Raw genomic sequence first — 13756 nt, 5'->3', positions numbered from 1 at the left:
GAAGTGACACACTTTTTCACAGTAGGTGTCCCCCCTCAGCCCCGCAGATGCCGGTTCGGCGCCTTCGCCCGCTCCTCGTACTCCGGGAGTACGACCACGGAGACCCCCTGCGCGGCCAGCGCCCCGCTCCCGTCGGCCGCCGTCACGAACGTGTCCGGCTCGCGCCACGCCGTCACCACGCGTCGTACGCCCGCGTCGAGGATCAGGCGGGCGCAGGGCTTGGGGCGGGAGGCGCGGTGGGTGCAGGGTTCGAGGCTCGTGTAGACCGTGGCGGTGGCGAGGCGGGGGTCCGCCGGGTCCAGCTTGGCGAGGGCCGCCTCCTCCGCGTGGACCACCGGGTCGCCGGCCTCGCGGGAGTGACCGCGGGCCAGTTCCGTGCCGTCCTCGGCCACCACCACCGCGCCGACGCTGAACGCCGTCTCCGAGGGCGGGCAGTCGGCGGCCAGGTCGCAGGCGAGGGCGAGCCAGTGGTGGTCGGCGGCGGAGGGGAGGTCGCCGGTGCCGGGGGCGGTGGGTTCGTAGCGCATGAGGACGACGTCCCCGATGGGGCGGGTCTCCAGCAGGCGCAGGCGGCCGGACTGGTAGGCGCCCGGGCCGAAGAGGCGGGGGGCGTCCGGGGTGCCCACGAAGAGGGGGGACAGGACGAGTTGGAGTTCGTCGGCCAGGCCCTGCTGGAGGAGCTGGGTGTGGACCGTGCCGCCGCCCTCGACCATCAGGCGGTCGACTCCCCTGACGGAGTGGAGGTGTTCGAGCATCCGGCGCCAGTCGAGTTCGGGGCCGAGGGCGAACACGTCGGCGGCGAGGCCGAGTTGACGGGCCCGCTCAGCTCCCTTGTCCGTCGTGAAGACGAGTTTCTCGCCGCCCGTGTGCCAGAAGTTGGCGGCCGGGTCCAGGTCGCCGGAGCCGCTGACCGTGACCTTGAGGGGGTACTCCGGCCTGCCCGCGGCGATGCGGGCGGCGCGGCGCTCCGGGGAGTTCACGAGCAGGCGCGGGTTGTCCGCGCGGATGGTGCCGGCGCCGATGAGGATCGCGTCCACAGAGGCCCGTACCTCGTCGACGCGGTCGAAGTCGGCGGGGCTGGAGAGAAGCAGCCGGTCGGGGCCGGTGTCGTCGAGGTAGCCGTCGAGGGAGACGGCGGCGGACAGCAGGACGTAGGGCAGAGACATCGACGCGCTCTCTCCTGGAGACCGGCGGGGCTTGGTGGAACGGCGGGGCTTGGTGGAACGGCGGGGCTTGGTTCAAGTTTGAAACAAACCTACACTGGGGGCATGACGACTCGCTGGCTCACCGCCGAGGAGCAGCGCGCCTGGCGCGCCTACATCGCCGCGACGCACCTCCTGGAGGACGCGATCGACCGGCAGCTCCAGCAGGAGGCCGGCATGCCCCACCTGTACTACTCCATCCTCGCCAACCTCTCCGACGTACCGGACCACCGGCTGCGGATGACCGACCTCGCCGAGAAGTCGAAGATCACCCGGAGCCGGCTGACGTACGCCGTGACCCGGCTGGAGAAGGACGGGCTGGTGCGGCGGGAGGGGTGCCCGTCGGACAAGCGGGGCAGTACGGCGATCCTGACCGACGAGGGGATGGCCGTGTTGGTGCGGTCGGCGCCGGGGCACGTCGAGACCGTCCGGGCCGCGATCTTCGACCACCTCACTCCGGAGCAGGTGGGGCAGCTGGAGGAGATCAGTACGGGCATCGCGCGGGCACTGGAGACACCGGAGGACGTGCCGTGGCGCCGCCGCTCCACGCCCCCGTGTTCGTGAACCGTCTTCGTGAGCCGTCACACAAACTTGTTGCTTCAAATTTCAAGCATGAGGTAGGGTCCGTGATCGTGGATGTGCTTCAGTTTTGAAACACATAGCACATCCACTACGTCACCCTTCGGACTCGGAGACCCGCATGCCCGACTTCCCCGCCGCCACCCCGCGTGCCCGCGTCCGGGTACCGCTGCGCTTCCACGACGGCTACAGCGTCGACACCGAACTCGTCACCTTCCACGGCCTGACCGACGGCCAGGAACATCTGGCCGTCGTGCTCGGCGATCCGGCACCCGGCACCACCCCGCTGGTCCGGCTGCACTCCGAATGCCTGACCGGAGACGTCTTCGGCTCCGCCCGCTGCGACTGCGGCCCCCAGCTGCGCGAGGCCGTCGAGCGCATAGCCGACCGCGGCGGCGTGCTGCTCTACCTCCGCCAGGAGGGCCGGGGCATCGGCCTCTACAACAAGCTCGACGCGTACGCCCTCCAGGACCAGGGCCTCGACACCTACGCCGCCAACACCGCGCTCGGCCTCCCCGAGGACGCCCGCGACTACACGGCCGCCGCCCAGATGCTCCAGGCCCTGGGCATCACATCCCTGGACCTGCTCTCCAACAACCCCGACAAGGCCGACCAGTTGCGCGGCCTCGGCATCGACGTGCACGACCGGGTGCCGACCGGTGTGTTCACCACGCCCCACAACGTCCGGTATCTACGCGCGAAGGTCCTGCAGACCCACCACACCCTCCCGCTGGGCCGGCTGACCGGGCTGAACGTGGGCTGAGCCGCAGGGCGAGGGGCCGCGGGCCGATGGTGTAGCGGGCTACACCATCCATTCGGGAGGGCACTCCCTCGTGGCGGAAGGCCGTCGGCGGAAGTGTTGAGACCACGATCACGCACTCGATCCGGATCTCGACCGACCGCCGACGTGGAGGCCTTCCCCAGCCATGGCAACTCTCCTTTATCACTTGGGCCGTACGGCCTTCCGGTGGCGCTGGTTCGTCACCCTCCTGTGGGTGGCGGTCCTCGGCGCCGTCGGATTCGCCGCCACCAAGGCCCCCACCGCTCCCGACGACGGCTTCACGATGCCGGGCATCGAGTCGCAGAAGGCCTTCGACCTGCTGGAGCAGCGCTTCCCGGGCACGGCGGCCGACGGTGCGAGCGCACGGATCGTCTTCGTCGCCCCGAACGGCGAGAAGGTCACCGCCACCGACAACAAGGCGGCGATCGAGAAGCTGGTGACCGAGGCGGCCGACGGTTCCCAAGTCGCCTCCGCTGTCGACCCGTTCGCCGCGAAGGCGGTGAGCAAGGACGCGTCCACGGCCTACTCGACCGTCACCTTCAAGGTGAAGGCCGACGACCTCACCGGCGCCGCCAAGACCCATCTGGAGCGGGCCATCGACACGGCCCGGGACGCGGGCCTGACCGTCGAGGTCGGCGGCGACGCGCTCGCCACCCAGCCCGCCGCGGGCGGCAGCGCCGAGGCCATCGGCATCGCGATAGCCGCGATCGTCCTCCTCATCACCTTCGGTTCCCTGGCCGCCGCGGGGCTTCCGCTCCTCACCGCGATCCTCGGTGTCGGCATCAGCATGTCCGCGATCCTCGCCCTGGGCAGCGCCTTCGGCCTCTCCGAGACCACCGGCACCCTCGCCACGATGCTCGGCCTCGCCTGCGGCATCGACTACGCCCTGTTCGTCGTCTCCCGCTACCGGGAGGAGCGGGCCAAGGGTCACGCGCCGAGGGAGGCGGCAGGACTCGCGGCCGGTACGGCGGGTTCGGCGGTCGTCTTCGCCGGCCTGACCGTCGTCATCGCACTCGCCGGACTCTCGGTGGTCGGCATCCCGATGCTGACGAAGATGGGCCTCGCGGCGGCCGGCGCGGTCCTCCTGTCGGTCCTGATCTCCCTCACCCTCGTCCCGGCGCTCCTCGGCTTCTGGCCGAAGAAGGTCCTGTCGCGAGGAGTCCGCAAGGGCACCCGGCGCGGGAAGAGGAGCACGGCGAACAACGGCGGCAGCCGCTGGGCCCGGATCGTCGTCCGCCGCCCGATCCCCGTCCTGCTGCTCGGCGTCGTAGGACTCGGCGCGATGGCGCTGCCCGCCCTCAACCTCCAGCTCGGCATGCCCGGCGACGAGGCCAAGTCCACCTCCACCACCGAACGCCGCGCCTACGACGACCTCGCCGAAGGCTTCGGCCCCGGCTTCAACGGCCCCCTGACCATCGTCGTGGACGCGAAGAAGGCGGGCGACGCGAAGACCGCCGTAGCGACGATCTCGAAGGACATAGCGGCCACGGACGGAGTGGTCTCCGTCTCACCGGCCCGCTTCAACACGGCGGGCGACACAGCGGTGTTCTCCGCGACCCCCGCCACCAGCCCCACCGACGAGAAGACCAAGCAGCTCGTCCAGACGATCCGCGACGAACGCTCGGGGATCGAGTCCCAGGCCTCCGGCGCGAGCTTCGAGGTCACCGGGACGACCGCGCTGAACATCGACGTGGCACAGAAGGTCCAGGACGCGCTGATCCCGTACCTGGCGCTGGTGGTGGGCCTGGCGATCGTGCTGCTGCTCCTGGTCTTCCGCTCGCTGCTGGTGCCTCTCAAGGCGGCCCTCGGCTTCCTCCTCTCGGTGCTCGCGGCGCTCGGCGCGGTCGTCGCGGTCTTCCAGGAAGGGCACCTCGCCTCCTGGCTGGGCGTCGACCAGACCGGCCCGATCATGAGCCTGATGCCGATCTTCCTGGTGGGCATCGTCTTCGGACTCGCCATGGACTACGAGGTGTTCCTGGTCTCCCGGATGCGTGAGGCGTACGTCCACGGGGACGGCCCCGGCCAGGCGATCGTCTCCGGGTTCCGGCACAGCGCCCGGGTGGTCGTGGCCGCCGCGCTGATCATGATGGCGGTGTTTTCCGGCTTCATCGGCGCGGGCGCCTCGATGATCAAGATGATCGGCTTCGGGCTGGCCATCGCGGTCCTGTTCGACGCGTTCGTGGTCCGGATGGCGATCGTGCCGGCCGTCCTGTCCCTGCTCGGCAACAAGGCCTGGTACCTGCCGAGTTGGCTCGACCGGATCCTCCCCCGCATGGACGTCGAGGGCGAGGCCCTGAGCCGCAAGGTCCCGGCACCGGCGGCCGAGCCCGCCGACACCCCGGCCGTCCACCTCACAGCGGTCCCGTAGGGACCCCGCAGACCGGGGCCGCCGAGAGCGGAGGCGGCCCCGCGGCGCCCGGATCCCGTGGGGACGGGGACCCGGCGCCAGGGCCCGGCGACGGGGCACTCCCCCCGCCCGTCGCCGGGCCCGCGGACGTCCACAGTCCACAACTCACCAGTCAGAGACGGCAAGAGAGGGCACTTCGATGAAAACCTCAGTGCAGGCCGGGGTGGCCGGGCTCCTCGCCTGCGGCACGCTGCTCACGGTGGTCCTGGTCACCCGCGACGGCGACGACAACCACACCGGCGTCACGTACTCGACCACGTCGAAGGGCCCGTACGTAGCCCTCGGCGACTCCTACACGGCAGGCCCCGGCATCACCGACCCCACCGGCACCCCCACCGGCTGCGACCGCTCCGCCGGCAACTACCCGGCCCTCGTAGCCGCCGAACTCGGCCTGAAGGGCGGCAAGTTCCGCGATGTGAGCTGCAGCGGCGCCACCACGGCCGACCTGACCTCCTCCCAGCACACCGACAACGGCACCAACCCGCCCCAGCTCAGGGCGCTTTCGTCGGACACCCGCCTGGTGACGGTCGGCATCGGCGGCAACGACATCGGCTTCAGCTCGATGATCAAACGGTGCGTCGCCATGGGCGCCCTGTACCAACTCACCGGCAGCGGCAAGTACTTCACCGAGGACGCGCCCTGCGCGCGCCAGGCCGGCTCCGACGCCGTGGCGAAGAAGATCACCACGGCGGGCGACCGACTCACCCGGATCCTGACCGAGGTGAGGCGCCGCGCCCCCGAGGCGCGCGTCTACGTCGTCTCGTACCCGGCGATCCTGCCGACCGACAGCGCCGACTGCGGCCGTGAAATGTCTCTCGCACCGGGCGACGTGACCTTCATCCGTGAGAAGGAGCAACAGCTCAACACCACGCTGCGCCAACGGGCTTCGGAGGCGGGGGTCGCCTACGTCGACACGTACACCCCCTCCGCCGACCACAACGCCTGCACGGCGAAGAACACCCGCTGGATCGAACCACTCGTACCGGACAGCCCGGCGGCACCGGTGCATCCGAACGCCCGGGGGGAGCGGGGAATGGCGGACGCGGTGCTGCGGGCGGTGAAGTCGGCGCTGTAGGAAGGCAAGCGTCGACCGGCGGAGGTCAACTGTGCGCCCGAGCAGTGAGATAGGGGTCGAGGCGGAGGGCCTCGCGGCTGCCGAAGAGGGTGCCGGCGGCCAGTCCGGCGGCGGGCAGGAGCAGCGCCGCGGCGGCCCAAGTCGGCCCGGGCAGAGCGTCGGTGACGGAGATGGGCAACCCGAGTACGTCACTCAACGGACCGGCCAGCGCGGCGGACGCGACCGTGCCGGCGACCGCGCCGACCGCTCCCGCCACCCCACCCGACAGCACGGCTTCGCCCAGCAGGATCCGGCGGAGTTCGGGCCGCCCGGACCCGAGGATCCGCAGGATCGCGAACTGACCGATCCGGGCCCGCGCGCTGTCCGCGGCCCGAACGGCACCGAGCGCGAGGGCGCCGAGCGCCAGAACCAGCACACCGACACGCATCGCGAGATCCGCCGCACCGAACAACCCGGGCAGGTCACGCACCCGGTCGGACACCGCGGCGGCCGAAAACCCCTTGTTCTGAAGGGACTTGGTGACCGCGGCCACCTGCCGCTGATGCTCGACGACCACGACGGCGGACTGGGCCCCCTCCCTGGCCTGGAAGGCTCCCGACGACTGTCCGGCGCGCGCCGCGGCGAGCAACGCGGCCGTGTCCTGCGACAGATAGGCGACGCCAGGCCCGTCGGCCTGCCAACTCGGGTCGTACAGGCCGACGATCCTCAGCCTCAGCACGGCGCTCGTACCGGACGCGGCGCCGGTCGCCCTCGTGTACCCGAAGGCGACGGACCGGCCGAGGAGGGAAGTGAAGTCGGTTCCCTGCGCGGCGACGGGCAGCACGACCTCGTCCGGGCCGAGCCGCGCGGGCAACTCCCCCTTGACGACCGGCAGTTCGTCCCCCGGCGTCAGGGTGTGGGTGGTCAGGTCATACGTCCCGCTCCCCTCCGCGTACAGAACGGCGGAGTAGTCGGCGGCGACCTGCCGCACACCCGGTACGCGCGCGGCTTCCCGCAGAGCGGAGGTGGTGAGCGGCCGCACCGACGTATCGCCCTCGAACGAGGAGAGCTCGATCTGCGTGAGCCCACCGGAGCTCAACACATCCCGCTCCACGGCACGGGCGGCACCGGCCGCGACCCCGGCGGACATGGTCAGCAGCGCGGCGAGAACCGTGAGGGTGGGCAGCGCCCGGCGCAGCGAACGCCGATCACGCGTCCAGGTGTGAACACTCCACGGGCTCCAGAGACCCCAGCGGCTCATCCGCGCGTCTCCTCACGCACGCCCGACAACACACCCTCGTCGAGCACATACCGCTGATCACAGGCCTCGGCGACGCTGGACGCGTGCGTCACGAGCAGCACGGCCGCACCCCGGTCGGCGCACGAACGCAGGGAACCCATCACGGAGTCGGCGTTCTTCGGGTCCAGCCCCGAGGTCGGCTCGTCGGCGAGGACGAGCGCCGGTTCCTTCACGGCGGCCCGGGCCACGGCGATGCGCTGCCGCTGTCCGCCGGAGAGTTCGGTGACGGGCGAGTCCGCGAGGTGCTCCATGCCCAACTCCCCCAGCAGGGCACGGGCCGCCGTACGGTGCCGTGACAGCCGTGGCCCGAAGGCGGCGGCGACGTTCTCCCAGGCGTTGAGGAACGAGAGCAGCCCGAGGTCCTGCAACACGATGCCGATCGAACGCAACCGCAACGCGTCCCGACCGGCCGGCGACAGCGCCCCGGTGTCCGCACCGGCGATGCGCAGGGATCCCGCACTCGGCGAAAGGATGAGCCCCAGGACGGCGAGCAGCGTGCTCTTCCCCGACCCGGACGGCCCCTCGACAGCGGCCATCGTCCCGGCCCGCAACGTGAGATCCGCCCGGCTCAGACCACCACCGGCCGCGTACGTGAAGGCCAGGCCTTCACCCTGGACGACCGGTGGGGAGGCGGTGTTCATACGGCAGTTGCCCTTCTGAGGTGGGAAAACGGGGGCGAGCAAGAGCTCAGGCGAGGAGGTAGTACGCGGCTCTCGTGGCGTCGGCCGAAGCGGTCCCGCCCGGCGAGTCGGCGTACAGGTCGGGGAACTCGGCATCGCGGTAGGGCTTCAGCGACGCAGGAAGCTCGTCCCAGAAGGCCTGCGGGATGTTCTGGTCGGTGGCGAGAGCCGCCTGAACCGCGTCGGAGGCGACCGTCAACTCCCCGTCGCGGAGGGCCTGTCGGGCCTGTCGGACGAGGTCGCTCCCCTCCGTGAGCCGTTGCGCCTGAGTCGCGCACCCGGCGTCGGCGAGCACCACGACAGCGTGCAGCGCAGTCGCGGGGAGCGCGGTGCCCTTTCGCTCGGGCGGCTCCACGGAGGTACGCGGACAACCCAGACCGAACTCCGCACGCGCGGCCGTCGCGCCGTACCAGCTGTGCTGATTCCGCGTGGTCATGCGGGCCGGTACCGTGCGTGCGGCCGCCTCCTCCGCACCCTTCTCGGCCTGAGGGCCGCAGGCCAGGGACAGCCGGTGGCACGTCATGGCGAGCGGGAGCCTGTCGGACGGATCGAGGCCGGTGTCCGAACCCAACTGCTTCAGCCGTCTCTTCAGCCAGACCGGTACCTGCTGCTGCCTGCCGCTGGCGGTCAGAGCGCGTGCGGCGTTGTACGTCGCGGTGAGCGTGCCGAGTTGGGTCGGGGACTTGGCCACGAGCCCGTCGGGCCGGACAGTCGCTGGTGGCGCAGGAAGCGGCGACGACTTGTCGGGGGTGCCGAGGGCGAGCGCCCGCCGGACCAGCCACCGTGTCTGTGGGTCGGGATCGTGCAGGGCGAACTGCAGACAGGTCCGCGTCTGGCGCGTCAGTCGCGCCCCGAGCAGTGCTGACGCCGCTCGCTGGATGGGTTCGAGCCCGGCGCAATCGGCTGTCGTTCGACCGGCGTCGGCGTGCTGGAGGACCCGGTCGGCGCGGGCCCGTACCCCGACGACCCGCAGCGCCTCGACGGCGTACAACGTCGGCACGGGCTGGTCGGACCGAGCGGCGTCGGCCGCGAGACGGGACAGCGACCCGGGGGACACCTGGTCGGCACGGCCCACGCAGGCCACGGTCCGCAAGAAGGCGGCACGCGTGGCTAGAGAGGTCACAGCGTCGTCCCCGGCGGCCGGCGCCCGCAGATAGTCGAGCGCCTCTTTCTCGGCCTGCGCACGAAGCCCCGCCCGTTCCAGGACGGCAACGGCATCGGCGGCCCGGGGCGCTCCAGCAGCTCCGGACCCCTGGGAGGCCGACAGCGACAGACACACGTAATACGCCCGCCAGGCGGAGGTGTCGAGGAGGTCGGTGCGGACGAGATGTGCCAGGGCCGCCGGACGAATCCCGGGGACGGATGCGCCGTCGGCCCGGCCTGCGGTGGGGAGCGCTGCTTCTAGGCGCCCGTACGCCGTCGGGTACAGCGCGGGATCACGCCCGACCTCGGCGCGGCCGGCCCGTACGAGATCATTCGCTCCGCGCAGCGCGTCGAGTTGCACGGCCAGATCGGTGCCGGGTCGGTCGGGCCGGTCCATCGCCCCGCTGCCGAACAGCGAGATGCCAAGCGCCGTCCCTGCGGCCGCAATGACCCCGGTGACGAACACCCGGCGGCTCCGCCCGGTTCCCCTTCGCAGGAGGCTGTGCTCCATGCCGCTCAGTCGTTCGCACAGGCCGAAGCGAACGCCTTGACGCCGGACTTGAAGGCGCCGCCGTCGGAACAGGTGGTGATACTCGTGTTGAGCGAACCGCCAGGGTCGGCGATGCCACTGACATCGGCGATCCAGCTGTTCTGGTTGGTCCAGCTGACCTGACGGGTGCTCTCACTCACCTGCGTACCGCTGGGGCTCAGCGCGAGCGTGGCCTGCCACCCGTTCGCCTTCACCGTCGCCGTGTTGCTGATCTTGCTGACCTTGTACCTCGCGTTGCCCTTCTTCGTCTTGGTGGACGTCTTGAAGGAGCACTTGTCGGCGTAGGCACTGCACTGCCAGGCGGTGACCTCGACCTTGGCACCCGTGCCGGGCAACGGCGTCGATGCGGTGTCGGAGATGGCCATGGTCTGCGTGGCCGTCGCCGCCGTGAGCAGTGCGACGAGTCCTGTGGTCAGCAGGATCTTCTTCACTCGGACCTCCCAGTGTTCGTGCCGTGTTCGTCCCCAACTAGGCAACAAACTGTATATGTTGGGTGAATATCCACTTGTGACTCAAAAGGTTCGCAAGGTGTGCCTAAGATGTCCCGGATTAGCAGAGCTTGATACCCCTGGACACTGCGGTTCCAGATTTCACAAAGGGATCCGAAGACCTGTTTCAGCCACCATGGGGTCGGTCCGGTTCACACCTGAGAGGTAACGCGGGGCTCCGCCTACTCCCACCCGTACGGCGACACCCGCGCTTCGGCGCCGTCCAGGTACTGCCGTAGCGCCTGTCCGTTTCCTCGTACGAAATCCTGCGGTACGGCGTCGACTTGGACCCAGCGGACCTGGGCGTGCTTGAGGGGTTCGCGGTTCTCGGGGGTGCCGGACCACTTGTCGGCGGCGAAGACGACGGTGAGGAAGCCGTGCGGTGCGTCCACTCCGTCGGCGGCGTGGATGAGGTGCACGACCTTGAGGGACTCCGGCGCCACGACGATCCCGGTCTCCTCGTACAGCTCGCGCACGGCGGTCTCGGTGACGGGCTCGCCGGGTTCGTTCTTGCCGACGGGGAGGTCCCACATGCCACGGGCGAACTTGGCCTTCTCACCCCGCTGGATGAGGACGACCCGGCCCTCGGCCCGGTCGTGGACGATGACGGCGGCGACGAGAAGGGTCATGCGGCGATTCCGAGTTCGGCCAGCAGACCGCGTACCCCGCGTTCGATCTCCTCGCGGATCGGCCGTACGGCGTCCACGCCCCGGCCCGCCGGATCGTCGAGCTGCCAGTCCAAATACCGCTTGCCCGGGAAGACGGGGCAGGTGTCCCCGCAGCCCATGGTGATCACCACGTCCGAGGACTGAACGGCCTCGACGGTGAGCACCTTCGGCGTCTCGGCGGAGACATCGATCCCCACCTCCGCCATGGCTCCGACCACCGCCGGGTTGACCGTGTCGGCGGGAGCCGAGCCCGCCGACCGGACCTCGACCCGGTCACCGGCGAGGTGGGTGAGGACGGCGGCGCCCATCTGGGAACGGCCGGCGTTGTGGACACAGACGAACAGGACTGACGGACGGGGGTCGGCGGAACTCGAGGTCATGGCAGGTGTCCTTGTGGTCAGGAGGGGACGGGTTCGGGGTCGGGGTCGGGGTCGCTGTAGGGACTGCCGCCTCGGCGTACCGGCCGGGCTCCCGCACACGGCGGTCACGGCGGCCAATCCGACCACGGCGCCCAGCAGTTGGGCCCCGACGAACGGTACGACCGAACCCGGCGCGATCCCGGCGAACGTGTCGGTGAAGGCACGGCCGCCGGGGCGAGGGCGGCGCGGCCGACCCGTTCCAGTCCGAGGACGAGCAGGATCAGCCCGCCCGTGGCGACGACCTCCCCCGGCCACAGATGTCCGGCGGACCGGTCGTGGCCGGAGAACCGCACCAACGGCTCGGCGAACATGGCGTCCGCCGGCACCGCGCCCGCGATCGCCCCGCCGACCTGCACGGGGACGTACACGGCGACCTCGCCGCGCCGTACGGTCGAGGCCGGTGCCGTGGCGGCCCTCGCCTCCGCGTGGCGGCTGCCCCGCCTGCCGAACGGCCACGGCACGCTGCACCTCACCTTTGGCCTCGCGCTTCTCTCCGCGTCCCTGTGGCTGATCGCCGCCACGCGCCGCCACCGCTGGCGGGCGCCGCTGTCGCGACCGCTGCGGTTCCCGCTGGAGGGCACCTGGTACGTCGTCCAGGGCGGCGGACGCCTGTTCAACCACCACGCGCCGGTGCCCGAGCAGCGCGGCGCCCTCGACCTGGTCGCCCTCGGCCCGCTCGACACCCGCACCCGGCGGGGCCACGACCTCGCCGCCTACGCCGCCTACGCCGCGTACGGTCGCCCGGTCCGCTCCCCCTGCGACGGCCGCGTGATCTCCGCCGCCGACACCGTCCGGGACCAGCGGCCCGGCGAGATCAGTTACCAACCCCCGTACGGCAACCACGTGTTCGTCGACACCGGCCGCGAGATCGTCAAACTCGGGCATCTGCGCCCCGGTTCGGTGACCGTGACCCAGGGCGACACCGTCCGCGCGGGCCAAACTCCTCGGCGAGGTGGGGAACTCCGGCAACACCACCGAACCGCACCTCCACCTCCACGCCGAACGCGACGGCCTCGGCCTGGACCTGGACCTGGAGTTCACCGGAATTCCCGGGCCGCTGCACCGCGGCCGGACGATCCACGCCGCCTGACGGGTCGTACTAGGCGACCGCGGCCTACAGGCTGTCCAGGATCTGGTTGCGCCGCTGGGTGTACTCCTCCTCCGTCACCAGGCCCTGTTGGCGCAGATGCTCCAGGGTCTGCAGACGCGACGCGACATCCTGCGCCGCGGGCCCCGGAGCGGCAGCGGCCGGGGCGGCGGCGACCGGAGGAGCCGCAGCGGCCGAGATCTTCTGGCGCAGCGCGTCCGCGAGCGCCTTCCCCTGGTCCTTCGGCACCTGCTTGATCTCGGCCTTGTTGCCCGACGCGAACACCGTCAACGTGCCCATCAGCATGCCGCCCGCCCACTGCACCGAGCTGATCCGGCTGTACGGGAAGTCCTCCACCTTCTGCGACATGACGCCGTGGAAGTAGAAGACCAGCCGCTGGTTGGTCATCGCCAGCAGCCCGTTGCCCTTGCCGTAGATGCCCGTGGCGAGCAGTTCGACCGTCTCGCCCTCCCAGAGCACCTCGGGCAGCCGCTGGATCTCCCGCTTCGCCCCGAACGAGGCGGACAGCTTCTCCGCCGCCGCGTCGATGTCCGGACGCACGTTGAACGCCACCATGACGTCCCCCCTCCTGGTGAGTGGACGGATCGTATCGACCGCCGTGACACCAAGGGGAGACGCGGCTACGGAGCGGAACGGGCCGGGCCGGGAACCGCGATCAGTAGCCGATGGTGAAGCGGCGTTGGACGAAGCGCGGCAGTTCGGCCTCGTCGACGAGGGCGACGGCGGCGTCCTCCATGGAGACACGGCTGCGCCCTTCCGCGTCGAGCACCGGCTGGTCGCCACCGATGCGGAACCGGCCCGTACGTTCGCCGGGCGCGATGTCCTCCGCGGGGCTGAAGTATGTCCACAGCCGATTGGAGGTGCGCAGGACGTCCAGGGCGTCACGGTGACCGCGCACCGCGGCGGCGTACTCCCTCGGCAGGCCGATCCCGTCGAGGGTCTCGTGCAGGAGTTCGTCGGAGTCGGCCCGTACGACTCCGGGCTCGATCTCCAGGCTGCCGGCCCCGCCGATGACGATGAGCCGGGTCCGCGGGTGGCTCTCCAGCGCCTTCAGGAGCGCTCGCGCGGCCGTGGCGTACACCGTGGGATCGGCGATCGAACGGGCCACGGTGTCGGCGATGTCCCTGGCCGCGTTTCCGGGCTGGAATCCGCTGATCAGTACGTCGAGGCCGGGTATGACGGCGGCGACGGCGTCGGGGTCCAGGACGTCGACGCTCTTCCAGACGACGTTCCCGCGGTCCTCGTCGATCCGCGTGGCGTCACGGCTGAAGGCCGTGACGTGATGCCCGCGGTCGAGTGCTTCGGCGACGACGCGACTGCCGATGCCGCCCGTGGCCCCGATGACTCCGATGTGCATGGCTCCCCCTGAGCGGGTCG

Annotated in this window: 14 protein-coding genes and 1 pseudogene; 5 read left to right on the top strand and 10 right to left on the bottom strand. The window is 70.9% G+C overall.

Features of this window, described 5'->3' with window-relative positions; translation table 11 throughout:
• Positions 1-35 precede the first annotated feature (35 nt).
• A complete protein-coding gene (locus tag JHN45_RS34190) occupies positions 36-1166 on the bottom strand; it encodes a dihydrofolate reductase family protein (protein ID WP_201052983.1) in 1131 nt (376 codons plus the stop codon).
• A 102-nt stretch (positions 1167-1268) separates the two neighbouring features.
• On the opposite strand from JHN45_RS34190, the gene JHN45_RS34185 reads away from it, so the two are divergent.
• The 4 genes from JHN45_RS34185 to JHN45_RS34170 all read left to right on the top strand — a co-directional run bounded on the left by JHN45_RS34185 (position 1269) and on the right by JHN45_RS34170 (position 6044).
• Positions 1269-1766: a MarR family winged helix-turn-helix transcriptional regulator gene (locus JHN45_RS34185; protein WP_200714686.1), complete on the top strand. Its 498-nt coding sequence runs from the start codon at positions 1269-1271 to the stop codon at positions 1764-1766.
• Positions 1767-1902: 136 nt separating this feature from the next.
• On the top strand, positions 1903-2544 hold the full coding sequence (ribA, locus tag JHN45_RS34180) for a GTP cyclohydrolase II (RefSeq protein WP_200714685.1): 642 nt from the start codon (positions 1903-1905) through the stop codon (positions 2542-2544).
• 163 nt (positions 2545-2707) lie between these two features.
• A complete protein-coding gene (locus JHN45_RS34175; protein WP_201052980.1) occupies positions 2708-4930 on the top strand; it encodes an MMPL family transporter in 2223 nt (740 codons plus the stop codon).
• A gap of 178 nt (positions 4931-5108) precedes the next feature.
• Positions 5109-6044 (top strand): SGNH/GDSL hydrolase family protein, encoded by a 936-nt coding sequence (locus tag JHN45_RS34170; protein ID WP_236584423.1) that lies wholly within the window; start codon positions 5109-5111, stop codon positions 6042-6044.
• Positions 6045-6069: 25 nt separating this feature from the next.
• Here the strand turns inward: JHN45_RS34170 and JHN45_RS34165 are convergent, their stop codons facing one another.
• The 7 genes and pseudogenes from JHN45_RS34165 to JHN45_RS34135 all read right to left on the bottom strand — a co-directional run.
• Positions 6070-7284, bottom strand: coding sequence for an FtsX-like permease family protein (locus tag JHN45_RS34165; protein ID WP_201052978.1), 1215 nt, complete (start codon positions 7282-7284; stop codon positions 6070-6072).
• Positions 7281-7964, bottom strand: a complete 684-nt coding sequence (locus tag JHN45_RS34160) for an ABC transporter ATP-binding protein (protein ID WP_201052976.1) — start codon at positions 7962-7964, stop codon at positions 7281-7283. Before JHN45_RS34160 ends, JHN45_RS34165 begins: the two co-directional genes overlap by 4 nt.
• A 46-nt stretch (positions 7965-8010) precedes the next feature.
• Positions 8011-9612 carry a hypothetical protein gene (locus JHN45_RS34155; RefSeq protein ID WP_307783275.1) on the bottom strand — a complete coding sequence of 534 codons (1602 nt, stop codon included), beginning with the start codon at positions 9610-9612 and terminating at the stop codon, positions 8011-8013.
• A 50-nt stretch (positions 9613-9662) separates the two neighbouring features.
• Positions 9663-10127 (bottom strand): hypothetical protein, encoded by a 465-nt coding sequence (locus JHN45_RS34150; protein WP_201052967.1) that lies wholly within the window; start codon positions 10125-10127, stop codon positions 9663-9665.
• 239 nt (positions 10128-10366) lie between these two features.
• Positions 10367-10813 carry an NUDIX domain-containing protein gene (locus tag JHN45_RS34145; protein ID WP_201052960.1) on the bottom strand — a complete coding sequence of 149 codons (447 nt, stop codon included), beginning with the start codon at positions 10811-10813 and terminating at the stop codon, positions 10367-10369.
• Positions 10810-11232 (bottom strand): arsenate reductase ArsC, encoded by a 423-nt coding sequence (locus JHN45_RS34140; RefSeq protein ID WP_201052997.1) that lies wholly within the window; start codon positions 11230-11232, stop codon positions 10810-10812. Before JHN45_RS34140 ends, JHN45_RS34145 begins: the two co-directional genes overlap by 4 nt.
• Before the next feature lie 90 nt (positions 11233-11322).
• Positions 11323-11648: pseudogene (locus tag JHN45_RS34135) on the bottom strand (aquaporin family protein); the annotation flags it as partial.
• A gap of 575 nt (positions 11649-12223) precedes the next feature.
• On the opposite strand from JHN45_RS34135, the gene JHN45_RS53410 reads away from it, so the two are divergent.
• The gene (locus tag JHN45_RS53410; protein ID WP_236584422.1) at positions 12224-12361 is read left to right on the top strand and encodes a hypothetical protein; all 138 of its coding nucleotides are present in this window, start codon (positions 12224-12226) and stop codon (positions 12359-12361) included.
• A gap of 24 nt (positions 12362-12385) precedes the next feature.
• On the opposite strand, the gene JHN45_RS34125 is transcribed toward JHN45_RS53410, so the two are convergent.
• A complete protein-coding gene (locus JHN45_RS34125; protein WP_201052954.1) occupies positions 12386-12934 on the bottom strand; it encodes a PH domain-containing protein in 549 nt (182 codons plus the stop codon).
• A gap of 100 nt (positions 12935-13034) precedes the next feature.
• On the bottom strand, positions 13035-13736 hold the full coding sequence (locus tag JHN45_RS34120; protein ID WP_201052952.1) for an NAD(P)-dependent oxidoreductase: 702 nt from the start codon (positions 13734-13736) through the stop codon (positions 13035-13037).
• Positions 13737-13756 lie beyond the last annotated feature (20 nt).

The organism is Streptomyces sp. MBT53, assembly GCF_016654115.1.
Classification (GTDB): domain Bacteria; phylum Actinomycetota; class Actinomycetes; order Streptomycetales; family Streptomycetaceae; genus Streptomyces.
The sequence above is the reverse complement of the archived record's forward strand: the minus strand, read 5'-3'. Positions and strand labels throughout refer to the sequence as shown.

Coding starts and splice junctions, on each gene's coding strand:
- JHN45_RS34190 (WP_201052983.1), bottom strand. CDS start 1,166: ATGTCTCTGCCCTACGTCCTGCTGTCCGCCGCCGTCTCCCTCGACGGC.
- JHN45_RS34185 (WP_200714686.1), top strand. CDS start 1,269: ATGACGACTCGCTGGCTCACCGCCGAGGAGCAGCGCGCCTGGCGCGCC.
- ribA (WP_200714685.1), top strand. CDS start 1,903: ATGCCCGACTTCCCCGCCGCCACCCCGCGTGCCCGCGTCCGGGTACCG.
- JHN45_RS34175 (WP_201052980.1), top strand. CDS start 2,708: ATGGCAACTCTCCTTTATCACTTGGGCCGTACGGCCTTCCGGTGGCGC.
- JHN45_RS34170 (WP_236584423.1), top strand. CDS start 5,109: ATGAAAACCTCAGTGCAGGCCGGGGTGGCCGGGCTCCTCGCCTGCGGC.
- JHN45_RS34165 (WP_201052978.1), bottom strand. CDS start 7,284: ATGAGCCGCTGGGGTCTCTGGAGCCCGTGGAGTGTTCACACCTGGACG.
- JHN45_RS34160 (WP_201052976.1), bottom strand. CDS start 7,964: ATGAACACCGCCTCCCCACCGGTCGTCCAGGGTGAAGGCCTGGCCTTC.
- JHN45_RS34145 (WP_201052960.1), bottom strand. CDS start 10,813: ATGACCCTTCTCGTCGCCGCCGTCATCGTCCACGACCGGGCCGAGGGC.
- JHN45_RS34140 (WP_201052997.1), bottom strand. CDS start 11,232: ATGACCTCGAGTTCCGCCGACCCCCGTCCGTCAGTCCTGTTCGTCTGT.
- JHN45_RS34125 (WP_201052954.1), bottom strand. CDS start 12,934: ATGGTGGCGTTCAACGTGCGTCCGGACATCGACGCGGCGGCGGAGAAG.
- JHN45_RS34120 (WP_201052952.1), bottom strand. CDS start 13,736: ATGCACATCGGAGTCATCGGGGCCACGGGCGGCATCGGCAGTCGCGTC.